The following is a 20,710-nucleotide window of genomic DNA, read 5'->3' as shown; positions in this document are numbered from 1 at the left end:
CGTAAATATAGACGCGGTGGGGGTGCAAATAGTTTCCGCTTTCAAGAAGGGACATACGGAATCATAGCCCGTAGAAACTCCGTGCGTTACGACACAGGGCGGCAGCCGCTTCTTCCGGAGGCAAGCCCTGAATTCGAGCCCACGCTGTGGCGACTTCCGCAGTCATTGCAGGGTGAGTGATCTGACCCATGAACGGGCCTTCAAACGGCCAGGGGCCATCGGTCTCGGTCATTACCCGGTCAGGGGGATAGCGACGGGCTAAATCTTGAATTTCCGACTCGTACAACAGATCAGGTGTAAATGAAACGTAATATCCCCGTTCCGCCATCCTCTGGACGGTGGAAGAAGAGCCTTTAAACCAGTGAAAATGAGCCCGGGAGATACAATGCTGCTCCAATAGATCACAGACCAGATCGGCATCCTCATAGACAGCGTGTAAAGCAACCGGCTTATCCAGTTCCCGTGCCAGTGCAAGCAGCTTGTCCAGCAAGGTAAGATACGGCTCAAGCTCGAAGGGGGCCCCTTGTTCCTCCGCCTCTTTCCGGGCATAATAGGGGAGCCCGATTTCACCCACAGCAATCATATTGCCGACATGCCCCCGAATCCAGTCCAAGAGCCTGTTAATTTCCTCATCCGCCGGTATTGGCTGCTCAGGATGGAAGCCAAAGGCCGGAAATACTAAGCCGGGGTGTCGCTCAGCTAAAGCATGGTTTACCTGGGAGGAAGCCAGATGCATTGAGACGGCAATAACGGCTTCCACCCCGAGATTTGGCAATTCCTGTAGCAGCCGCTCACGAGTAACCTCATCATAGAGGTCAAGATGTATATGGGCGTCAATCAACGGAAACGAGGCCTCGCAAGGCAATCCGTGTACGTAGGACATATCCCAAACTCCCCTTTCCTAACTGGCCGTAATCAACTTTTAGACCTGTCTTCATTATACCTGTTTTTTGGAAAAAAGCGGGGTAGAGATATGTTGCGATTGCCTCAAATTTCGCAGGTAGACGAGTAAGTTGACATGGATGTTATACAGCCGAAAGAAAGATGTCGCATAATAACAATTATGCGACAAAATCTAGTCAACAGGAGGACTTTAATCATGGCTCAAAAAGATTTGTCGGCTGTAGCCCAGCAATATCCATTCCACCTGCCCGTGCAGGATTACCATGATGAACAAATCATCCAGATGTTTCTTGCGGCATGCGCCAAAGCACCCAACACGCGTAAAAATTATTACAGAGCTTTGATGCAGTTTAAGCTTTTTTTATCCGGCAAACCCTTCAAGGATGTAACTTGGCGTGAGATTGAAGCCTTCAAAATCTATCTGATGCAGGGCTTCTACCGTGATTCTCAAAAGCCGCTGGCCCCGGCTAGCGTTGCTGCCTTCATTGCCCCGCTTAAATCACTCTATAAGTGGGGAAGCGACCGGGGAATCGGCATTTTTGAGCATAATCCTACACAAAGCATTCGCATTCCTCCTACCGTAGTAACAAGCCGTAAGCATTTCTTGACCCGAAGCGAGGTAGGCAGGCTACTCGATACATTGCGAGGGCAGAGCTTGCGAAATTATTTAATCGGCTTGTCGCTGGTGCTGTTAGGATTACGGGTATCTGAACTCAGCGGAATCAAGTGGGGGGATTTTAATTCGGACTTGATGGATACCTCGGTTTGGCTGACGGTATCTCACGCCAAACGGGGTAAAATTCGGGAAGTTAAGGTTCCTCCCCAGCTTTGGGAGCTATATCAGGAGCATATGAGCAGATTGACGGGATCAGAAGCGGCCAAGCCGGAGCAATTGCTCTTCTCCATTACGCCGCGACAAATTGAACGCATTATTAAGCAGGCTGGGAAGGCTAGTGGTTTGCAAAAAGAACCGACACCCCACTGGCTGAGACACACAAATGCAACGCTGGCCTTGCTTCAAGGCGCTTCGTTGCAGCAAGTACAGGAAACTCTGGGGCATTCGCATATTAATACGACACAACGATATTTGCATACCGTAGAGCAGATGAAGAAGGCCGCTCCTGACTTTGTTCAGGACTGTTTATTGGAATTTATGTAGATTTGTAAAAAATAATAGTTCTTTTTATCTACATTTTCTCTATTATTAATGCATTAATCGCCCTTTTGTCCTATAATATAACATGAGTAGATTACAAACCTTGCCAAATTCAGACCATAATCTTCCTTATTTTGTCGCATAATTGTTATTGTACGACATGGTTCGTTTTTTCTGGTATTTGCTTTGAAACATATCGGGTAAATGGCAGAGAAATTTAACTGGAAAATAGTGAAATTTTCGTTTCATCTTCAAAATTGATAGGCAAGTGAAGTCAGAGGCTTTTTTAGGGGGCAGAGTTGGTTGATTGGGTTGAATGAGTTCATTGATGGACTATATACGGGCAAGGGCCACGATGCGGTAAAATGGTTCGACATGCTCGTGCGAAAGCATCCGGGAACCTATCATCACAGTATCCGGGTAGCGATTCTCGCTGAGAAAATAGCTGAGCCCTTGGGAATCAGCGGAACGGAGAAGGAACTTCTGATCCGGGGTTGCTTCATGCACGATATTGGCAAGACGATGGTGCCGAGAGAGATCATTGAACAGAGTGAGCCGCTGACTGACCAGCAATGGAACATCGTTAAGCTGCACCCGGTAGTGGGGGCAGAGTTGGTTCAGGAGAACCCGGCCTTTGGTGAGGAGATCGTAGCTATCGTTCGTTCCCATCATGAGCGTTGGGATGGGGCAGGATATCCGGATGGCTTGAAGGAAGAGGAAATTCCCTATGCGGCGCGGATTTGCGCGGTGGTGGATGCGTTTGACTCCATGACCTCAGACAGAAATTACCGCGAACGACGCTTGACGATGATGGAAGCCAAGGAGGAGCTACTGCGTTGTCAAGGAACGCAATTCGATCCAAAAGTAGTGGAAGCACTTATGCAGCTACCTGATGATATGCTGAATATTTATTCGACGAAGTAATGTTTAATCAAAGGGACGCAAGCACTTGATCCGTGTTTGCGTCCCTTTGTGATGTATTATTGAGAATGGATTTGAAGAGCTATTTGCCTGTAGTTATACTTTGGCGTTGCTGTTCGGCCATCCGGTCAGAGATTTCCCGTTTGAGCCGGATGAACTCGGGGTCCTCCATGATGGCCTCCCGGCGCGGACGCGGGAAGGGGACCTTGATGGTGTGCAGCACGCTGGCCGGTCGGTTCGAGAAGAGATAGATCGTATCCGAGAGCAGCAGCGCTTCGTCGATACTGTGCGTAATCATCAACACTGCCCGCTTGTTCTCCTCCCACATTTCCAGCAACCATCGCTGCATCTCGCTGCGGGTTAATGCGTCCAAGGCACTAAATGGCTCGTCCAGACACATGACCTCCTGGGGAGCCATCAAACCGCGCAGGAAGGAGGCACGCTGCTGCATCCCTCCAGAGAGCATATGAGGGTATGCCTTCTCGAAGCCGCCTAGGCCCGCTTTCTCCAGCCATCCTTGTACCTCGCTACGGGGCAGGCGCTCGCTGCCACGAGCGGCGATATCTCTTGCCAGAACAACATTGTCCTCTACGGTGCGCCAAGGGAATAGGGCGGGTTGCTGCGGAACATAGCTGATATGGCCGCGTTGTCCGGTGACGGGCAGGCCACGCAGCAGAACTTCGCCTTGATCAGGGGGTGTCAGACCACCGATGATGTGGAAGAGCGTACTCTTTCCACAACCGGAGGGCCCGATAATGGACACGAACTCTCCCGAATGCACGCTAAGCGAAATGTCGTTTAAGACGGGGACAGGCTTCCGCCGGTCTCGAAAGGTTTTGTTGATATGCTGGACCTCCAGTGCGACAGCACTCCGTGCGGGAGTAGGGGAATGACCGCTCATGATGAACCTCCTTTCTATATATCATTTCATTCTATCTCCGGTCGTTTGCTGGCTTATAGCGGACTAGCCATTTCTCCAGTAAGGCCACGCAGGCGAACATTGTGAGGCTGATGGCAACGATGATTGCAATGGCGACAAAAATCTTATCCGTACGGAAGGAAGATTTCTGCAGCATCATATAATATCCGATGCCCTTATCCGCCCCAATCCACTCGGCAATCACGGCCCCCATGACGCTGTAGGTAGCAGCAATCTTGACTCCAGATAGAATGGAGGGAATTGCATAAGGCACCTCAAGCTTACGGAAGATATCCCCTTTGGTTGCGCCAATCATGCGCATGTAGTCCAGCATGGCCCGGTCCGTGCGCATCAGTCCATCCATAGCGGCTACTGCCACCGGGAAGAAGCAAACGAGCGTAATCACAATAATTTTGGGCAATATCCCGAAGCCGAACCAGATCATCAACAGAGGGGCAAGGGCGATGGTAGGAACATTCTGGCTCAAAATAATGAGCGGGTAGAGCGATTTCTTCAAGAACGGTACGTAGTGGAGGGTAAAGGCCACCAACAGACCGACCAGTGTCCCGATCGCAAAACCCATCAGCATCAGCCGTAGTGTTGCCAGCGTATGCCCCCATAAGCCCGTGGCTCCTGCGGCCGCTTCCCGGCCGATATCTACGGGGCTGGGAAGAATCCATTTTTCAATTTGAAACCAGGTGGTTGCTCCTTGCCAGATCATTAAAAACAAGATGACCGCCACAAGGGGCGGCCAAATGCTGTTCCACAGGCTGCGGAGATTCATGGCCGATATTTCTCAATCAGCTTGTCCATACTTACACCTTTGGGATTATAAGAGATTTTAATTTGTGAAATGACCCCGTTGCTGCCGAACGCGACCAACGCCTCGTTCATCTTCTTGACGATCTCCAGCAGTTCATCAAGTTCCCCTTCCATGGTCGTTTCCAGGGGGTTAACCTGATATTTAACTCCAGAATCCTGAATGACCTCAATAGCGCGGTCTACATAAGGAATAACATCTTCACCGCCGGGTGTCTTTGGAATCACTTGAATACTGAGCAGTGCGTTTGGCATAGTAGGTAACCATCCTTTCAAGATGAGAGTTTATTGTATTATTCAGGCAAGAACTCATTGGTAAAGGCGGCATCAACATCAAGTGGCTTCTCTAGCAAGCCCCGTTCGTGCATCCAGTTCGCATAGTTCTCCCAGACTTCACGTTTTTGTTCTCCCCAACGAGGGGCATCTTCCTGGTATTTCGGACTCAGCCATTTTTGGCTGGCTACAACCAGATCCTTGTCCAATTCGGGAACGGCTTTGAGCAGAATTTCCGCGGCGGCCTCCGGTTGATCGATCGTGTACTCATAACCCTTCGTAACGGCCCGCATAAATGCTTTGACCAGTTCCGGGTCATCCTTGATGGTCTGCTCGTTGGTAACGATGATCGGGGTGTAGTAGTCAAGCTGGTCAGAGAAGTCCTTCACGTAAAGCATATCCAGCGGCTCGCCTCGAAGCTCCGCTTCAATCCCCGTCCAAGCGTAGAAGATCCAGGCAAAATCGATGTCACGCTTCACGGCTGTGAAATAATCGGCATCTCCGATATTCAGATACTTCACCTTGGTGGAATCGGCACCCTGCAAATCCATAATCGATTTGATAACAGCTTCTTCAACAGGGGAACCCCAACCGCCATAAGCCTTGCCTTCAAAATCTTTGGGCGACTTGATATTTTTGGCTACCGGCGCGGCAAACCCGGAGGTGTTATGCTGAATGACTGCCGCAAGAGAGACGAGGGGAACGTTCTGAATACGCCCTTGTGTGACGTTCTCCTGTATGCTGACGCCAAATGGAACTTCACCTGAGGCAACCATCGCATCGGCACCGCCGGCCCCTGGCAGCACGATATCAACGTTCAAGCCTTCCTCTTCAAAGAATCCCTGGTCCTTGGCGACATAAAGTCCGGTATGGTTGGTGTTGGGGCTCCAGTCGAGCACCAGTCTAATGTCTCGCAATTCTTCATTTGATGGTGCGCCGGATTCAGTGGCGGGCGAATTGTTGCCGTTACCTCCGGGAGTGTTGTTCGCCGCTCCTGAATTAGCATTGGTACCGCAGCCGCTCAGTGCGAGTGTCAGCAATATGCCGCAGAGGGTCAGCGTGGTGAATGTACCGCGACGTCGTTGTTTTCTCATGGCAGTAGTCTCCTTCTTATCATTTATTTCCGCAGCGTTGTTCTTGTATAACCCTGGATGACTGTCCGTAAACGGTCGACTGCCTTGGGACAACGGCCTGGACGTAAAAAAAGCGCCCCAGACTGGGACGCGACAGGTAGACGGAAATGAAGCAAGCTTCTTCCATTAATCATGGCTCCCTACGCTGGCATTATCCAGATCAGGTCAAAGGGTCAGTATTATAAGGAATACAATCTCAGCCGGCCTTGTCCCGGCACCCCCGAACTATTCAACTGCAGTTTACCTTGTCATTATAATGAGATTGCTTCCCATTTGTCCACCCTGGCTTTTTTTTTCACTAGAAATGAACAGGAGATTTGCTTTTTATTTGCCAACGGGCTATAATACAAATAACTCTTATTTTTGAAAGAAGATATTCACACATTGAAAAGGGTGTCACTTTTGAAAAATGGAACTTTTTTCAATATGTGAATTTTTTTTATGCGAGTAGAAAAAATGGATCATGTTAATCTTTAAACAGGAGGTATACCTTCATGGAAACAGGAACAGTTAAATGGTTTAACGCAGAAAAAGGTTTTGGCTTTATCGAAGTGGAAGGCGGAAATGACGTATTCGTACATTTCAGCGCGATCACTGGCGAAGGCTTCAAAACGCTGGACGAAGGCCAACGCGTACAATTCAACGTGGTTCAAGGCAACCGCGGCCCACAAGCTGAAAACGTTGTAAAACTGTAATGCAGGCTGAAACTGCTCTTAATGCGTTTTCGCATTAAGGGCAGTTTTTATTAACTCTTTTTAATTCATGAGGTTAATTATTTTGAAGTTCGCTTCGGCCTCTGAATAGCATATATAAGAACTAACCAATACATCCGGGTGACTGACATGCTCACTTTTGGAGGAGGGGAATTATGAACTACCGTAAAAAAACGTTAGAAGAAATTCCTGAGGAGAATACACCGGTTTGGACTTGTACGAGTGAGGATTGCAACGGATGGATGCGGGACAACTTCACCTTCGATTACAGCCCTGTTTGTCCGCTTTGCTCTTCCGAAATGGAAAAAGGAATGCGTATGCTTCCTCAGTTGTCAAATCCCAGCTCGGAACATAAATCGGCGACCAAGAAGGCTTGATTTTGCCGCTTAAGGTCAACAACAAGAAGAAGCTTTTCCCATTGAACTAATTCACTGGGGGAAGCTTCTTTTTTTGTTTTATCTGCAATCTAGCTTATATCAGGGGATTGCATGTACATCTAAAATCTAATATGTTGAAGGGAGTTCGGGCATATCGCCGCCTATCAGGCTGTGGTTCTGTCACCTGTAATCAAGCGGTATTGCTTGAACATGAAGAGTCGCCAGCGAGTAATCATGCCGTAGGCAAGCAAGAAGAAGACGGCTCCCGTCTGCATGACGGAGATGTATTGGTACACGACCTCGTGAAGCAACAGCCTTACGATGAGTAGCCCAATCAGAATCAGGACGAAGCTCCGTGAACGTTCGGCATAAATCTCGCCGTTAATGCTCTCGAATTTGGTCGTGCGGATAAGCGGATACGAGAATAAGAACCAGCCACAGACAAAGGCAATCAAACCCCAAAGTATCGGAATATGTGTTTCCGGGACAATGAACATGCCAAATCCGGTAGTCATGCCTAGCGGCGGGGTAATAATTTTCTTGACGGTGATGGGACGCCGACTGGCCTTCAAGCGAATGAACATGGCGGTCACAGCCATGGCGAGCGCACCAAAAGTAAAGGCATACGGCATATATGGGGAATTAATCAGGTTTGTGATCAGGTTCATGCGAGAGTCCCTTTCTACAAGTGGTAGTTCAAAGAAAGCTATCTTTTGATCACGATTATATCACAGTAGGTCTACTTTGTTTCAAATCGTCGCTCTAAAGGCGATCAGATTAATAATAGGAGGAATTCACCGCTTATGAATAAGGAAAAAGTAGAGGTTATACGGTTTTATGTTGGAACTTACGCGGAGGGGAGCGAGTCGGGTATTTATTTGTGCGAGCTTGAGCTTCAGTCCGGCAAAATACGAATAGTACAGGAGCAGGCTGGGATAGCAAATCCCTCCTTCCTGGTTGTGGATGCCAAGGAATTACGGCTATATGCCGTCAGTGAACAGAGTGATGGACAGGCAGCAGGTTATGCTATTGATCCCAAGGAGGGAAGCCTTACCAGGTTGGGGGAGAATGTGGGCACCGAAGGAGCGGACCCTTGCCATCTGGCATTGCGCCCGGGGGCCGAGCGGCACTTGCTGGTAGCCAATTATTCCAGTGGTGATGTCAATGTCTTTACGCTGGATACGAATGGGGCGCCGGGAGAGATGACCGCTCGGGTCCGTCATGAGGGTAGCAGTGTGAATGCGGAGCGGCAGGAGTCGGCTCACGCCCATAGCCTGGTTCCAAGTCCGGATGGGCGGTTCGCTTTTGCCTCTGATTTGGGAACCGACCAGATTATCATCTATCGGTTAGAGGGAGGGGGCCTGGAGCGGCACGGCGAGATTGACCTACCGCCAGGTGCGGGGCCACGCCATTTCGTCATTCATCCGTCGCAACGCTTTGCCTATGGCATTAATGAACTAGACAGTACGCTGACAACCTATGCCTTCGATCCCGTTGAGGGCCACCTGGAGGTGGTGCAGCATGTTAGCTCGCTGCCGGATGGTTACACAGGAGAGAACTATCCAGCGGATATTCATCTATCTTCAGACGGGCAATTTGTCTATGGCTCCAATCGGGGGCATGACAGTCTCGTGGGCTTCCGCATCGACCCTGACACGGGGCATCTTCATGATCCGTCCTGGACAGCCGCGGGAGGGAGCTGGCCGCGTAATTTTGCCATGTTGGGGAGTTATGTGCTTGTGGCTAACCAGTACAGCGATAATATCGCCGTGTTACGGCGAGATGAGCTAACGGGGCGGCTTGAGCTAACCGGCCAAAACGTCACTATTAGCAAGCCATCCTGCATTGCCCCCTGGGATGAGAAGTGATTTTTCAAATTTTTACATAAAAAGGTTTGACAGGAGTAGTAGACGCATATAAAATAACACCATAGCATACTAAACAGGTAGGATTAATTGAGTTCTCGCCGTACAGACGGAGGAACGCTCTGCTTGCCTCGGCAGACACGGGTAGTAGCTCGGTTTGACCGTAGGGGACAGGGCGTTTTTCCGTTTTTTTAAGAGACGTGGTGACAAGCACTGGAGAGTTGATAGGGAGCGGGATAGGGAAAGGAAGCCCCTGCTAACGGTAGGCTCCGGTGTTCACCTGACTTTTGAAGGAGCGAGTTGTTTTTCGCCTGCCGTGTCTAAGTAAAGCGAACAATAAAAGGGAGCTAGGGGAGTGATACGATGAGCAGAAGGTTGAAGCGAGGAGTTCTGAATGGTCTGGCAATAGCATTAGTTGTGGTGATGGCAGCTTGCTCGGCGGGCGAAGGAGGAAGCGGAACTGCTGGTGCGAAGGCGGATGCGTCCGGGGGGAGCGACAAACCGAAGGAAGTTCAACTGCTGAACGTATCCTACGACCCGACTCGGGAATTGTATGAGAAATATAATGAAGCCTTTGCTGCGTATTGGAAGCAGGAGAGCGGACAGCAAGTCACGATTAAGCAGTCGCATGGCGGGTCAGGCAAGCAAAGCCGGTCGGTCATCGACGGATTGAAAGCTGATGTGGTTACCTTGGCACTGGGGTACGACATTGATGCCATTCAAGAGAGTGGCTTGATTGACGAGGGGTGGCAACAGAGGTTCGAGCTTAACAGTTCACCTTATACCTCGACCATCGTCTTTCTGGTTCGCAAGGGGAATCCCAAGGGCTTGGAGGACTGGGATGATCTGATCAAGGAAGGTGTGGAGGTTATTACGCCCAATCCGCAGACCTCCGGCGGCGCACGTTGGAATTATCTTGCAGCCTGGGGATATGCTCTGCACAACAATAATAATGATGAAGAGAAGGCGAAGGAATTTGTCCAGGAATTGTTCAGGCATGTTCCCGTGCTGGACAGTGGGGCCCGTGGATCAACGACTACCTTTGTAGAACGTGGCCTGGGGGATGTACTGCTGGCTTGGGAGAACGAAGCCTGGTTGTCCGTGAAGGAGCTGGGCCCGGATAAATTCGACATCGTGTATCCTTCAGAAAGCATCCTTGCCGAGCCGCCCGTGGCGATTGTAGACAAGAATGTGGATAAGAACGGGACACGGGAGGTAGCCGAAGCCTACTTGAAGTACCTCTACACCGAGGAAGGACAGACGATTGCCGCAGAGAATTATTATCGTCCAACCTTGGCGAGCGTTCAAGAGAAGTTCGCTGACCAGTTCCCGGAGATCAAGCTGTTTACCATCGATGAGTTTGGCGGCTGGGGAGAGGCTCAGACCAAGCACTTCAAGGATGACGGCATCTTTAGTCAAATCTATGTACCGCAGTAACCGCCCTGCCTGAAAGGATGGAGTTGTTCTATGCATAGTAGCACTACGAAGCGCGGCGTCTTGCCCGGCTTTGGCCTGACGATGGGGTACAGCGTCTTATACCTCAGTCTGGTCGTGTTGATTCCGCTCTCGGCTCTGCTGCTGAATTCGACGGGACTCACCTGGGAGAAGTTCTGGGACATTGCGACCGATCCTCGGGTACTGGCGTCGTACAAGGTAAGCTTCCTGACGGCGGCCGCGGCCGGTTTGATCGATGCGGTACTGGGCCTGCTGCTCGCCTGGGTGCTGGTACGTTATGAATTCCCTGGCAAGGGCATATTTGATGCCATGATTGATCTTCCATTTGCCTTGCCTACTGCTGTTGCCGGGGTATCACTAACGGCCATCTACTCTGCTAATGGCTGGATCGGTTCGCTGCTGGAGCCGTTGGGGTTGCGAATAGCCTTTACGCCTATTGGAATAACGCTGGCGCTGATGTTCATTGGCATCCCCTTCGTGGTCCGAACCGTTCAACCGGTATTGCAAGATCTTGATGCTGAAGTGGAGGAGGCGGCCGCTACGCTTGGAGCGAGTCGTCTTCGCACCTTCCGTTCGGTGGTGCTGCCCGAGCTGCTGCCACCGCTGCTTACCGGCTTTGCGCTTGCTTTCGCCCGTGGAATTGGGGAGTATGGCTCGGTTGTCTTCATTTCCGGTAATATGCCGATGAAGACGGAGATTGCGCCGCTATTGATTATGTCCAAGCTGGAGCAATTTGACTATGCCGGGGCGACGGCGGTGGCTTTAATGCTGCTGTTGATTTCCTTCGTGCTGCTGCTTCTGATCAATTCATTGCAGCGTCGAATCCGTAAAACTGCACGTTAACCAAGAGCGGTGGGTGGCAGACAAGCCTGAACATTATTGAGTGTACGGGGAGGGAAGAGCATGGCGGGTACTGTGCCTATGGCTACGGGGCAATCAACTACCCCGCGCAGATCGGCAAGGAAGGATTCCAGCGTTATCAAGTGGGTACTGGTTACGGCGGCTGGCTTGGTGCTGCTCTGGTTAATTGTTTTGCCGCTGGCCGTGGTGCTAACCGAAGCGCTCAAGCGAGGCTGGGGAGTATATGTGGCGGCGATCAGAGATCCCGATGCCTTGTCGGCATTGCGGCTGACACTGTTGGTAGCGGCGATCACCGTGCCGCTGAACACCGTATTCGGCGTAGCTGCGGCTTGGGCGATTACGAAGTTCAAGTTCCGTGGCAGGCAGATACTTGTGACGCTGATTGACTTGCCTTTTGCGGTATCACCGGTCATTGGCGGCTTGATTTACGTCCTGGTGTATGGCTCTAATGGTTGGTTTGGCCCTTGGCTGGATGAAAGGAATATATCCATTATTTTTGCTTTTCCTGGTATTTTGCTGGCTACCATCTTTGTCACCTTCCCGTTTGTTGCCCGGGAATTGATCCCGCTGATGGAGGATCAAGGGCAGCAGGAGGAAGAGGCGGCGGTCATGCTGGGGGCGAGGGGATTTCGCATTTTTTGGAAGGTCACCCTGCCCAATATTAAATGGGGACTACTGTATGGCATCGTATTATGCAACGCCCGGGCGATGGGGGAATTTGGGGCTGTGTCCGTCGTATCGGGGCATATTCGGGGAGAAACAAACACGTTGCCACTGCATGTAGAGATTTTGTACAACGAATACCAGTTCTCCGCATCATTTGCGGTTGCATCTCTGTTATTGTTGCTGGCACTGGTCACGTTGTTACTGAAAGGCTGGTTTACACGCAAGAGCCGTCATTAACGAAGGCATTGAAAATAGTTGGGGAGGCTGTCGTGATGGCAAAACCATTAAAGGTAGATGAAGTATGGCTGGAGCGGATTGGGGAACTGCTCAGTGGGCTGGAATTCGGTTCCCTGAACATCGTGGTTCATGAAGGACAGATTGTTCAGGTGGAACGGACGGAGCGCAAGCGCTATGAACTGGGCACAGGTGCGGCCAGGTCAGCCGTTCCTGCGCGCCGTGCTGCCAAGGCTGTCCGTGAATCATAATGATATGTCATGTTTATGCAAACACCCTCTATTCTGGAGCGATTCTGCTCGGAGTAGAGGGTGTTTGCTGTTAGAGCATCTATATTGGCTACTGCACCTGATCGTCTTCACTGATCATCAGGGATATCGTCTCAGCATCCTGTACCAGGGTATCTGGTGCGGCCGGGTCGGCCTGTCCTGCATAAGGGCGGGCTTTGCGGGGCTTGCGACCATTCAGACGGAAGCCGCCAAGCAACAGCAGCCCTTGAAGGCCCAAAATGTAAGGAGCGAGCCAGAGGCCTGCGAGATGCAGCAAGGCCAGCAAGCCGGTAATGAGAGCCAATAGCCGCATCGAGAACGCACGGGGGTGTCGGTTGGGACCGCCTGAGGTCGCAAGAAAGATCAGCAGCAGAGCGAGCCCGGCCGAGATCAGACGAATCCAGGAGAAGACGATGGACTCGGTATCAGAGCCTCCAGAGAAGGACGTATGCAGCAATCCTAGCGACCCTAGCAGCAGTCCTCCAAGAACGAATGCACACAACGCGGGGAGCAAGGGGCGACATACACGCCAGATCCAGCTTCCCCAACCCGGCCGTTCCCGAAGCTCTAACAGTCTGTTGCGTTCGGCAATAAGCTGCTCGCTTTCACGTTCAATCGTTCTTAGCAGAAGGGGCAGACGAGCCTCATCCCCATCGGCGATAAAGGCATTAATTAACGATAACACGTTATCTGTGGCGTAGGGAGCGGTACGGCATGCCAGCAGCCGTTCGTTCAGCTCCTTATGCTCGGTGTCAGGGACCCGAGCTTGCTGCAAAGCGGTAATCAGCGTGGCTGAGGCAGCGGCATATCGCTCCAGGGTGAGCATTATGTATTCCAGGCGGAGCTGTTCGTTCCGAGATATACTGTAGCGCGAGGCGCCATATAAGCTTGCAAGAATAGTTAATCCTATGAAGGCTGCGAGTGCGGAATGATCCTGCTGATGCAGCCAGGCTATAGAGTCCGGCAGTGACAAGATGATCACCCTTTCCAGTTTCCTCTTTCCACTATTGCACACGAACTTGTCCGATTCAAGTTCAGTTGATAAAAATGGTACCAGGCGATCATTAGCAGACTGGACGAGTAGGGTTTGCGTTGACTTTTCCTTAAAATGTTGATAGCATCATTTTAAAGTGTAGTCATTTTGTCGGAATTATGTATAACTTATATTCGCCATATACAGGGAGGAAACCTATCCATGAAGATTACGATCATCAACGGCAGTCCTACGCCGGGTTCACGGCTTAGCGCGGTTATAGCACGGACAGAGGAATTGCTCGTTCAAGAGGGATTTGAAGTAAGCCGGTTAAATGTTAGTGAACTGCCTGCGGAAGACTTGATCAATGCCCGTTTTGAGAGCGAGGCCATCGTTAAGGCCAATGCACGGGTGGCGGAAGCGGATGCCATCATTGTAGCAAGCCCGGTGTATCAAGCCTCGTATACCGGGGTATTGAAGACGTTCCTGGACCTGATCCCGCAAAAAGGATTGACTGGCAAAGTGGTCCTGCCCCTCTTTATTGGTGGCAGCTTGGCCCATCTGCTCAGTATTGAATATGCCTTGAAGCCTGTGCTGTCCGTACTTGGTGCGCGTTATATTCTGGGTGGCGTCTACACGGTAGACTCACAGGTGGCGCGCAAGGAGGAGGGGGGCTTCGAACTAGCAGACGAACTGGTTAGCCGTCTGGAGGACAATGTTCGTGAACTGGTTCGGGAAACCCGCCTGCGTCAGGGATAGGCCAAGCGTTAATGAGCTACAGAGCCGGCGGTCCGGGAGATTCCGGATGCCGGCTTTTTTTGTGCCGGGGGATGGCTGTGAACCGTTGTTAAATAGTACAATAGAATAAGTTGACTTTAGGAGGATAAGACATCATGTTGAAGTTGGTCTTTTTTGTAGGGGTTGCCGGGACAGGGAAAACCACGGTAGCCCGTAAGCTGGCAAGACGCATGTCCGCAGCTTTCCTGGATCGGGATACGGTGGGCGGACGCTTTGCTGAGAAAATTTTGGAGATGAACGGGCTGGACACCAACGACCGGGACTCCGCTTTTTACAAAGAGCATTTGCGTGATTTGGAGTATGAGGCCACTCGTGATATCTGTATTGAGAATCTGTCGGCGGGTCAGAACGTCTTTATGATCTCCCCCTTTACAGCAGAGCTGAAGAGCAGGGAATGGCTGGGCAAGCTTCTGCAAGATGCAGGGATGTCGAGTCAAGAGGTAGATGTGAAGGTCGTTGTGGTTACGCTTGAGGATATGGATACGCAGAAGGAAAGAATTATTGAACGCAGCACGGACCGCGATAGCTGGAAGCTGAGCCATTGGGACGACTTCAAGCAGCGCGTACAATTTGTACCGGAGATTAACTGGGATATTCCCGCCTCATCTATCTATGTATTCGATAATAGCGGCCAACTGACGGAAGAGAAGGTGGACGCAGTCTTCGAATTTGTCCAAAGTGAGGCTGGACGGATGTAGTTATAGCTTATGCCTTTCCTGCGGCCAAGCCGTCAGGAGGGGCTTTATTTGTCTTCGGACTGGCCGGAAACGGAGGGGTAGGGATGACTGTCATATTTGGATTTCTTAAAAAGTACCGGGTAGCCGCCATTTCGGCGATTGCCATGCTATTGATCGAACTGGCTGTGGAGCTCATTCAGCCGCTATTGATTGCCCGTATCATTGATGATGGCATACGTGAAGGTAATGTGGCCGTCGCCTGGCTCTGGGGCGGAGTTCTGACAGGTAGTGCGTTGCTCGCTTTTCTTGGAGGCATTGGCAGTTCCTTTTTTGCTGCTCACGTCAGCCAGGGGGTAGGTTATGATCTTCGGGATAAGTTGTACGAGAAGGTGCAATCCTTCTCCTATGAAGTGTTCAACCGCTTTGCGGCTTCCTCGCTAATCACTCGGCTGACCGGGGATATCACCGTGTTGCAGGATATGATCTTCATGAGCTTGCGCTTTGCCACACGGGTTCCGTTATTAGTGCTTGGCAGCGTGGTCATGGCCTTGCTGGTCCATGCGAAGCTGGGGCTTCTGCTCACGGTGATGGTGCCTATACTGCTATGGTTCGTGTTGTGGATGATCAAGAAGGCGGCGGCCTTGTTCCGAACTGTGCAGCAGCGTACCGACCGTATGAATGGCTTGATTCAGGAGAATCTGACCGGGATGCGGCTGATTCGGGTATTCGTGCGCATGGGCCATGAGATCGGCCGGTTCCAGCGGCGCAATCGCGAGTTAAGAGAAGACTCGGTTACGGCATTGCGGCTGACGGAGACCACGATGCCATTCCTGTTATTCGTTATGAATGCCGGAATTATTGCGGTACTGTGGTTTGGGAGGCTGGAGATTCAAAGTGGCGGGGCCACCGTGGGGGAGGTTGTCGCCGTTATCAACTATTCCTTACGAACGATTGGCGCTTTGTCGGCGTTGTCATGGATTATGAATTCGTTCTCTCGGGCTTCGGCTTCGGAAGGGCGAATTCGGGAGGTGCTGACCACCGATGATCCGGAAGCGGAGCTTGGGGTTATTACAGGGAATCCGGTGTACCTGGAAGATAGAAATGATGCGGATGGTCCGAATGTTGGGTTGACGGAAGTCCATGGGGAGATTGAATTTTCGGGGGTGTCCTTCCATTACCCTGGCCGAGATGAGGCTGTATTAGAGCAGGTATCCTTCACCGTGAAGCCGGGGCAACGGGTGGCGATTATGGGGGCAACGGGCTCTGGCAAATCTTCGCTGATTCAACTGGTTCCCCGGCTGTACGAACCGACCGAAGGAACGATACGCATCGACGGCAGGGACATTCGGGAGATAGACCGTACGGAGCTACGCCATGCCATCGGCTACGTTCCCCAGGAGGTTATGCTGTTCACCGGAACTATTCGGGAGAATATAGCGTGGGGGCTGGAAGGGGCGGATGACGGGCAGATTGAGACGGCCGCCAGGCGTGCGCAGATCCATGAGATGGTCACTCGGCTCCCTCTCGGCTACAAGACGCGGCTCGGTCAGCGCGGCGTGAACCTGTCGGGCGGGCAGAAGCAGCGTTTATCGATTGCCAGAGCGCTGGTGCGTCAGCCTTCAATTCTCATTCTGGACGACAGTACCAGTGCTCTGGATGTACGCACAGAGGCGGCCTTGCTTGAGGAAGTATCGCATCTTTCCTGCACAACGCTGCTGGTCACTCAAAAGATCAGTGCCGTAGCTTCTGCAGATTTGATTCTGCTGCTGGACGATGGGCGTCTGATTGCCAGCGGGAAGCACGAGGAGTTGCTTGAGAGCTCGGCGTTATATCGCCGCATCTATGAATCCCAATATGGTAAGGAAGGGGAGGTGCAGCATGTTCAAGACCTTCATTGAACCCTTTCGTCATCCTTATCCCAAGCTGGATGTGGCTAAGGGGAACGCAGAGCGGGATGCGCAGGCTGAACGGGCGATGGCGCAGGAGAAGCAGAGACGGGGCGGACATGGCGGAAGCCGGGGAATGCCGGGTCCTAAGATCAGGGCCAAGAACTGGTCGGGTACGCTGGGACGAATTTGGCAGTATCTATCCGTGCACCGGGCCCGGCTGGGAGCAGTTCTGCTCATGGTGGTGTTCAGCTCGGCGCTGGCCCTGCTGGGTCCGTACATGGTCGGTATGGCTGTGGACCATTACCTTGAAGGTGGAGGCGGGTCATGGGGGCTGTTCCTGCTTGGCCTGCTGGCTGTGTATGCCGGTTCTTCCCTGACCACCTGGCTGCAAAATATATGGATGATCGAGATTGCTCAGGAAACGGTGTACCGCATGCGCTCCGAGTTGTTTGCCCAGCTTCACAAGCTACCGATTCCTTTCTACGGGAAGCGGCAGCAGGGCGATATCATGAGCCGATTGACGAATGATATGGATAACGTCAGTTCTACCCTAAACAGCTCGGCTATTCAGATTTTCTCCAGTGTGCTGACCTTGCTGGGTACGCTGGGGGTGATGTTGTATCTTAGCCCGTTATTAACGCTGTTAACCTTCCTCGTGGTTCCGCTTATGCTGGCTGGCATGCGCTGGATTACGAAGCGGACAGGTCCGCTGTATCGCAAACGGCAGCAGGATTTGGGCAGTCTGAATGGTTATATTGAAGAGACCTTGTCCGGTCAGCGTATCATTAAGGCCTTCTCCCAGGAGCAGCGTGTGTTGCGGAACTTTCGTGAGCGTAATGAAGCTATTCTTAGCTCCGGCTTTTGGGCGCAGACCATCTCCGGATTTATCCCGAAGCTGATGAATGGACTGAACAATCTCAGCTTTGCCATGGTTGCGGGAATCGGGGCTATTCTGGCTATCCGTGGTCATGGTGCGGTGACAATAGGGGTTATCATCGTGTTTGTGGAATATGCTCGTCAGTTCACCCGGCCGTTAAATGATCTGGCCAATCAATGGAATACTTTGCTATCAGCGATTGCCGGGGCAGAGCGCGTGTTCGAAGTGCTTGACGAGCAGGTGGAAGCCAGTGACGAAGCTGAAGCGGTAGAACTGGACTCTGTGCACGGAGCGGTTGCTTTCTCTGGGATAGCCTTTTCCTATGGGGAAGACGATAAGGGGAACACTTTGGAGGACATCAGCTTTGCAGCGAAGCCCGGCGAGTTAATCGCTCTGGTCGGCCCAACCGGGGCGGGGAAGACGACGCTCATTCAATTGTTGTCGAGATTTTATGAACCGTCGCGGGGCACGATAACCATAGATGGACGTGATACGAGGACAATCCGCCGCGAGAGCTTGCGTTCGCATATGGCGTTTGTGCTTCAGGATTCCTTCCTGTTCCAGGGGACGGTTCGTGAGAACATTCGTTATGGGCGGCTGGATGCCACCGATGCCGAAGTAGAAGAAGCGGCCAAACTGGCTAACGCTCATTCCTTTATTGTCCGGCTGCCTGGAGGTTATGACAAAGTGCTGGATGTAGGGGGCGGAGGAATCAGTCAGGGCCAACGCCAATTGCTCGGTATCGCACGGGCGATCCTGGCTAATCCGTCTATTCTTGTGCTGGATGAAGCTACGAGCAGCATCGACACGGTGACGGAAATCAAAATTCAGGAGGGCTTGCATCGCTTGATGCAGGGGCGCACCAGCTTTGTCATTGCCCACCGTCTAAACACGATTCGCATGGCTGACAAAATTATCGTCCTCAAAGAAGGACGTCTTATTGAACAAGGCCCGCATGAGGAATTGCTTTCACAGCGCGGGTTTTATCATAGCCTGTATCACGGCGGTCTTATGGAGGAGTAAATGAATGGAGGGAACATGGCATGAATATGCATGCTTATCTGCGGTCCATGCTGCTGCTGCGAGGAGAGGTTCCCGGCTTTGGGGCCTATCCTTTCAACCTTCCGGCCGTGACTTCACTGGAACACCTGGAGTTTCATCCCAAGGTTACTTATATCGTCGGAGAGAACGGTATGGGAAAGTCGACCCTGCTGGAGGCCATCGCGATTGCGCTTGGTTTTAATGCAGAGGGAGGAACGCTCAATTTAAACTTTGCTACAGCGGAGACACATTCGGATCTGTATCGCTATCTTCGGATGGTTCGTGGGGCGGTGCGACCCCGCGACGGCTTCTTCTTCCGGGCAGAGAGTTACTATAATCTGGCGACGGCCATCGATGAGCTGGACCGGCAGCCGATGGCTGGGAGGGCCATTAAGGACTCGTACGGCGGGAAATCTTTGCACATGATGTCGCATGGAGAGTCCTTTTTCGCTACCTTTATGAACCGCTTCGGCGGGCGTGGCCTATACATTCTGGATGAGCCTGAGGCGGCCTTGTCTCCCTATCGTCAGATGGCGATGTTGTCACGCATTCATGAACTGGTGGGGCGTCATTCGCAGTTTATCATTTCAACGCATTCACCTATTTTGATGGCTTACCCGGACAGCCTGATGTATCAATTAACCCCAGCCGGGATTGAGCAAACGGTGCTGGAGGAGACGGATCATTTTGTCATTATGAAGGAGTTTGTGAATAATCGGGCGGGGATGTTGGAAGAACTGTTCAAGGAAGAATAGTAGCAATGCTGTTTGACTTATCGCCAACCTGAAACTATAATGGTTACAGGTTGAAAAATTCTTGATCAAGAATTTAACGATAAAGGAGGAATTCAGGATGAAAATATTAGTAACAGGTGCAACGGGGCAATTAGGCTCGAAGGTAGTGGATGCGTTGCTAGGTCTGGTTCCGGCAGAGCAAGTAGCGGTCAGCGTACGTCAGCCAGAGAAGGCTTCTGCGCTGAGCGCGCTTGGTGTGGAGGTGCGGTACGGGGACTTTGATGAACCAGCTTCATTGGATCAGGCCTTTGCGGGTATTGATCGTCTGCTGATCGTGTCCACGCAAGGGGATAACGATACTCGGGTGCGTCAGCATGGAGCTGCCGTTGATGCAGCGAAGAAGGCAGGGGTTCAGTTCATTGCCTACACCAGCTTGGTGAATGCAGCCAAAAGTCAGTTAGCCTTGGCTCCGGTGCATAAAGCGACAGAGGAAGCCATCTTGAAGACAGGCATTCCTTACGCTTTCCTGCGCAACAACTGGTACATTGAGAATGAGACGGGTACAATTCAGGGCGTTCTCGCTGGAGCACCAGTTATTACCTCGGCCGGTAGTGGCAAGGTAGGCTGGGCTACACGTGGGGATTACGCCGCGGCTGCTGCCGCCGTGCTTGCTGGAACAGGACATGAGAACAAGGTGTATGAGCTCTCGGGCAAGCTGCTTACTCATGATGATCTGGCCAAGAGCATTGGCGAAGCGTTGGGACGTGAGGTTCCTATTCAGCATGTGGACGATGCGGCCTACGCTGAGGCTATGCGCGGAGCCGGAGTACCGGAGCCGGTTGTTCCTTTCCTCGTAGCAATCCAAAGCGGTATTCGCGAGGGTGGTTTGGATGTAGCCAGCAACGACCTCGAAACGCTGCTTGGCCGTCCTGCGACTTCACTGGTGGAAGCCATCCGTGAAATTGTGAAGGAAGTGCAGGGTTAAACCATGATTTGCTAATCGATATAGTTATACAAGGATGAGCATCCTTCCCTTTTAGCGGGGAGGATGCTTTTTTTGATTTATTGGTTTGCGTACGAGATAAAATTAAGAAATTCTTCAGAAAGATCCCGCATGAATGTTAAGATTTTCCCTTTACTATACAATGATGAGAGCA

The 20,710-nt window shown here is 51.6% G+C and carries 22 protein-coding genes and 1 riboswitch; of the genes, 15 read left to right on the top strand and 7 right to left on the bottom strand.

Going from position 1 to position 20,710, the window contains the following annotated elements:
* Window positions 1-61 precede the first annotated feature (61 nt).
* Window positions 62-883 carry a TatD family hydrolase gene (locus tag BN3279_RS06880; RefSeq protein WP_059049904.1) on the bottom strand — a complete coding sequence of 274 codons (822 nt, stop codon included), beginning with the start codon at window positions 881-883 and terminating at the stop codon, window positions 62-64.
* Between the two features lie 216 nt (window positions 884-1,099).
* Here BN3279_RS06880 and BN3279_RS06875 point away from each other — a divergent pair, with 216 nt between their 5' ends.
* Both BN3279_RS06875 and BN3279_RS06870 read left to right on the top strand, forming a co-directional pair.
* A complete protein-coding gene (locus tag BN3279_RS06875) occupies window positions 1,100-2,062 on the top strand; it encodes a tyrosine-type recombinase/integrase (protein WP_059049903.1) in 963 nt (320 codons plus the stop codon).
* Between the two features lie 300 nt (window positions 2,063-2,362).
* Window positions 2,363-2,983, top strand: a complete 621-nt coding sequence (locus BN3279_RS06870; protein ID WP_059049902.1) for an HD-GYP domain-containing protein — start codon at window positions 2,363-2,365, stop codon at window positions 2,981-2,983.
* A gap of 79 nt (window positions 2,984-3,062) precedes the next feature.
* Here the strand turns inward: BN3279_RS06870 and BN3279_RS06865 are convergent, their stop codons facing one another.
* From BN3279_RS06865 to BN3279_RS06850, 4 genes are read right to left on the bottom strand one after another with little or no spacing between them, the layout of a single operon-like run.
* Window positions 3,063-3,881: an ABC transporter ATP-binding protein gene (locus BN3279_RS06865; protein WP_059049901.1), complete on the bottom strand. Its 819-nt coding sequence runs from the start codon at window positions 3,879-3,881 to the stop codon at window positions 3,063-3,065.
* Window positions 3,882-3,912: 31 nt separating this feature from the next.
* On the bottom strand, window positions 3,913-4,683 hold the full coding sequence (locus tag BN3279_RS06860; RefSeq protein ID WP_059049900.1) for an ABC transporter permease: 771 nt from the start codon (window positions 4,681-4,683) through the stop codon (window positions 3,913-3,915).
* Window positions 4,680-4,973 (bottom strand): thiamine-binding protein, encoded by a 294-nt coding sequence (locus BN3279_RS06855; RefSeq protein ID WP_059049899.1) that lies wholly within the window; start codon window positions 4,971-4,973, stop codon window positions 4,680-4,682. Before BN3279_RS06855 ends, BN3279_RS06860 begins: the two co-directional genes overlap by 4 nt.
* 38 nt (window positions 4,974-5,011) lie before the next feature.
* The gene (locus BN3279_RS06850) at window positions 5,012-6,085 is read right to left on the bottom strand and encodes an ABC transporter substrate-binding protein (RefSeq protein ID WP_059049898.1); all 1,074 of its coding nucleotides are present in this window, start codon (window positions 6,083-6,085) and stop codon (window positions 5,012-5,014) included.
* Between the two features lie 159 nt (window positions 6,086-6,244).
* Window positions 6,245-6,356: riboswitch (TPP riboswitch) on the bottom strand.
* A 262-nt stretch (window positions 6,357-6,618) separates the two neighbouring features.
* Here BN3279_RS06850 and BN3279_RS06845 point away from each other — a divergent pair.
* Window positions 6,619-6,819, top strand: coding sequence for a cold-shock protein (locus tag BN3279_RS06845; RefSeq protein WP_009223993.1), 201 nt, complete (start codon window positions 6,619-6,621; stop codon window positions 6,817-6,819).
* A 173-nt stretch (window positions 6,820-6,992) separates the two neighbouring features.
* Window positions 6,993-7,214: a cold-shock protein gene (locus BN3279_RS06840; protein ID WP_059049897.1), complete on the top strand. Its 222-nt coding sequence runs from the start codon at window positions 6,993-6,995 to the stop codon at window positions 7,212-7,214.
* A gap of 164 nt (window positions 7,215-7,378) precedes the next feature.
* On the opposite strand, the gene BN3279_RS06835 is transcribed toward BN3279_RS06840, so the two are convergent.
* Window positions 7,379-7,882, bottom strand: a complete 504-nt coding sequence (locus BN3279_RS06835; RefSeq protein ID WP_232436776.1) for a CcdC family protein — start codon at window positions 7,880-7,882, stop codon at window positions 7,379-7,381.
* Window positions 7,883-8,017: 135 nt separating this feature from the next.
* Between BN3279_RS06835 and BN3279_RS06830 the strand changes: the two genes are divergently transcribed.
* The 5 genes from BN3279_RS06830 to BN3279_RS06810 all read left to right on the top strand — a co-directional run bounded on the left by BN3279_RS06830 (window position 8,018) and on the right by BN3279_RS06810 (window position 12,546).
* Window positions 8,018-9,082, top strand: coding sequence for a lactonase family protein (locus BN3279_RS06830; RefSeq protein ID WP_059049896.1), 1,065 nt, complete (start codon window positions 8,018-8,020; stop codon window positions 9,080-9,082).
* A 360-nt stretch (window positions 9,083-9,442) separates the two neighbouring features.
* Complete coding sequence (locus BN3279_RS06825; RefSeq protein ID WP_059049895.1) at window positions 9,443-10,516, top strand: sulfate ABC transporter substrate-binding protein; 1,074 nt, start codon at window positions 9,443-9,445, stop codon at window positions 10,514-10,516.
* Window positions 10,517-10,546: 30 nt separating this feature from the next.
* Window positions 10,547-11,377 carry a sulfate ABC transporter permease subunit CysT gene (gene cysT, locus BN3279_RS06820; protein ID WP_059049894.1) on the top strand — a complete coding sequence of 277 codons (831 nt, stop codon included), beginning with the start codon at window positions 10,547-10,549 and terminating at the stop codon, window positions 11,375-11,377.
* A gap of 78 nt (window positions 11,378-11,455) precedes the next feature.
* Window positions 11,456-12,298 (top strand): sulfate ABC transporter permease subunit CysW, encoded by an 843-nt coding sequence (cysW, locus tag BN3279_RS06815; RefSeq protein ID WP_082673006.1) that lies wholly within the window; start codon window positions 11,456-11,458, stop codon window positions 12,296-12,298.
* A 35-nt stretch (window positions 12,299-12,333) separates the two neighbouring features.
* A complete protein-coding gene (locus tag BN3279_RS06810) occupies window positions 12,334-12,546 on the top strand; it encodes a YezD family protein (RefSeq protein ID WP_059049892.1) in 213 nt (70 codons plus the stop codon).
* An 88-nt stretch (window positions 12,547-12,634) separates the two neighbouring features.
* Here BN3279_RS06810 and BN3279_RS06805 read toward each other — a convergent pair whose 3' ends face one another.
* Window positions 12,635-13,546: a hypothetical protein gene (locus tag BN3279_RS06805; protein ID WP_059049891.1), complete on the bottom strand. Its 912-nt coding sequence runs from the start codon at window positions 13,544-13,546 to the stop codon at window positions 12,635-12,637.
* 213 nt (window positions 13,547-13,759) lie between these two features.
* Between BN3279_RS06805 and ssuE the strand changes: the two genes are divergently transcribed.
* From ssuE to BN3279_RS06775, 6 genes are all read left to right on the top strand, one after another.
* Complete coding sequence (gene ssuE / locus BN3279_RS06800) at window positions 13,760-14,296, top strand: NADPH-dependent FMN reductase (RefSeq protein ID WP_059049890.1); 537 nt, start codon at window positions 13,760-13,762, stop codon at window positions 14,294-14,296.
* A 134-nt stretch (window positions 14,297-14,430) separates the two neighbouring features.
* Complete coding sequence (locus BN3279_RS06795) at window positions 14,431-15,033, top strand: P-loop nucleotide/nucleoside kinase family protein (protein ID WP_059049889.1); 603 nt, start codon at window positions 14,431-14,433, stop codon at window positions 15,031-15,033.
* Between the two features lie 83 nt (window positions 15,034-15,116).
* Window positions 15,117-16,910: an ABC transporter ATP-binding protein gene (locus BN3279_RS06790; RefSeq protein ID WP_059049888.1), complete on the top strand. Its 1,794-nt coding sequence runs from the start codon at window positions 15,117-15,119 to the stop codon at window positions 16,908-16,910.
* The gene (locus tag BN3279_RS06785; protein ID WP_059049887.1) at window positions 16,891-18,801 is read left to right on the top strand and encodes an ABC transporter ATP-binding protein; all 1,911 of its coding nucleotides are present in this window, start codon (window positions 16,891-16,893) and stop codon (window positions 18,799-18,801) included. The genes BN3279_RS06790 and BN3279_RS06785 overlap by 20 nt, the downstream gene beginning before the upstream one ends.
* Window positions 18,802-18,821: 20 nt before the next feature.
* Complete coding sequence (locus BN3279_RS06780) at window positions 18,822-19,574, top strand: AAA family ATPase (RefSeq protein ID WP_059049886.1); 753 nt, start codon at window positions 18,822-18,824, stop codon at window positions 19,572-19,574.
* Between the two features lie 97 nt (window positions 19,575-19,671).
* Window positions 19,672-20,538, top strand: coding sequence for an SDR family oxidoreductase (locus BN3279_RS06775; RefSeq protein WP_059049885.1), 867 nt, complete (start codon window positions 19,672-19,674; stop codon window positions 20,536-20,538).
* Window positions 20,539-20,710 lie beyond the last annotated feature (172 nt).

Origin of the sequence: Paenibacillus senegalimassiliensis (assembly GCF_001486585.1) — a bacterium.
Taxonomy (GTDB): Bacteria; Bacillota; Bacilli; order Paenibacillales; family Paenibacillaceae; genus Fontibacillus; species Fontibacillus senegalimassiliensis.
This window is presented reverse-complemented; position numbering and strand designations above follow the sequence as displayed.

What these genes read in the sequence shown, in the direction of transcription:
- BN3279_RS06880 (WP_059049904.1), bottom strand. Translation starts at nt 883, where the DNA reads ATGTCCTACGTACACGGATTGCCTTGCGAGGCCTCGTTTCCGTTGATT.
- cysT (WP_059049894.1), top strand. Translation starts at nt 10,547, where the DNA reads ATGCATAGTAGCACTACGAAGCGCGGCGTCTTGCCCGGCTTTGGCCTG.
- cysW (WP_082673006.1), top strand. Translation starts at nt 11,456, where the DNA reads ATGGCTACGGGGCAATCAACTACCCCGCGCAGATCGGCAAGGAAGGAT.
- BN3279_RS06865 (WP_059049901.1), bottom strand. Translation starts at nt 3,881, where the DNA reads ATGAGCGGTCATTCCCCTACTCCCGCACGGAGTGCTGTCGCACTGGAG.
- BN3279_RS06875 (WP_059049903.1), top strand. Translation starts at nt 1,100, where the DNA reads ATGGCTCAAAAAGATTTGTCGGCTGTAGCCCAGCAATATCCATTCCAC.
- BN3279_RS06825 (WP_059049895.1), top strand. Translation starts at nt 9,443, where the DNA reads ATGAGCAGAAGGTTGAAGCGAGGAGTTCTGAATGGTCTGGCAATAGCA.
- BN3279_RS06795 (WP_059049889.1), top strand. Translation starts at nt 14,431, where the DNA reads ATGTTGAAGTTGGTCTTTTTTGTAGGGGTTGCCGGGACAGGGAAAACC.
- BN3279_RS06785 (WP_059049887.1), top strand. Translation starts at nt 16,891, where the DNA reads ATGTTCAAGACCTTCATTGAACCCTTTCGTCATCCTTATCCCAAGCTG.
- BN3279_RS06830 (WP_059049896.1), top strand. Translation starts at nt 8,018, where the DNA reads ATGAATAAGGAAAAAGTAGAGGTTATACGGTTTTATGTTGGAACTTAC.
- BN3279_RS06860 (WP_059049900.1), bottom strand. Translation starts at nt 4,683, where the DNA reads ATGAATCTCCGCAGCCTGTGGAACAGCATTTGGCCGCCCCTTGTGGCG.
- BN3279_RS06855 (WP_059049899.1), bottom strand. Translation starts at nt 4,973, where the DNA reads ATGCCAAACGCACTGCTCAGTATTCAAGTGATTCCAAAGACACCCGGC.
- BN3279_RS06810 (WP_059049892.1), top strand. Translation starts at nt 12,334, where the DNA reads ATGGCAAAACCATTAAAGGTAGATGAAGTATGGCTGGAGCGGATTGGG.
- BN3279_RS06850 (WP_059049898.1), bottom strand. Translation starts at nt 6,085, where the DNA reads ATGAGAAAACAACGACGTCGCGGTACATTCACCACGCTGACCCTCTGC.
- BN3279_RS06840 (WP_059049897.1), top strand. Translation starts at nt 6,993, where the DNA reads ATGAACTACCGTAAAAAAACGTTAGAAGAAATTCCTGAGGAGAATACA.
- BN3279_RS06780 (WP_059049886.1), top strand. Translation starts at nt 18,822, where the DNA reads ATGAATATGCATGCTTATCTGCGGTCCATGCTGCTGCTGCGAGGAGAG.
- BN3279_RS06775 (WP_059049885.1), top strand. Translation starts at nt 19,672, where the DNA reads ATGAAAATATTAGTAACAGGTGCAACGGGGCAATTAGGCTCGAAGGTA.
- BN3279_RS06790 (WP_059049888.1), top strand. Translation starts at nt 15,117, where the DNA reads ATGACTGTCATATTTGGATTTCTTAAAAAGTACCGGGTAGCCGCCATT.
- ssuE (WP_059049890.1), top strand. Translation starts at nt 13,760, where the DNA reads ATGAAGATTACGATCATCAACGGCAGTCCTACGCCGGGTTCACGGCTT.
- BN3279_RS06835 (WP_232436776.1), bottom strand. Translation starts at nt 7,882, where the DNA reads ATGAACCTGATCACAAACCTGATTAATTCCCCATATATGCCGTATGCC.
- BN3279_RS06845 (WP_009223993.1), top strand. Translation starts at nt 6,619, where the DNA reads ATGGAAACAGGAACAGTTAAATGGTTTAACGCAGAAAAAGGTTTTGGC.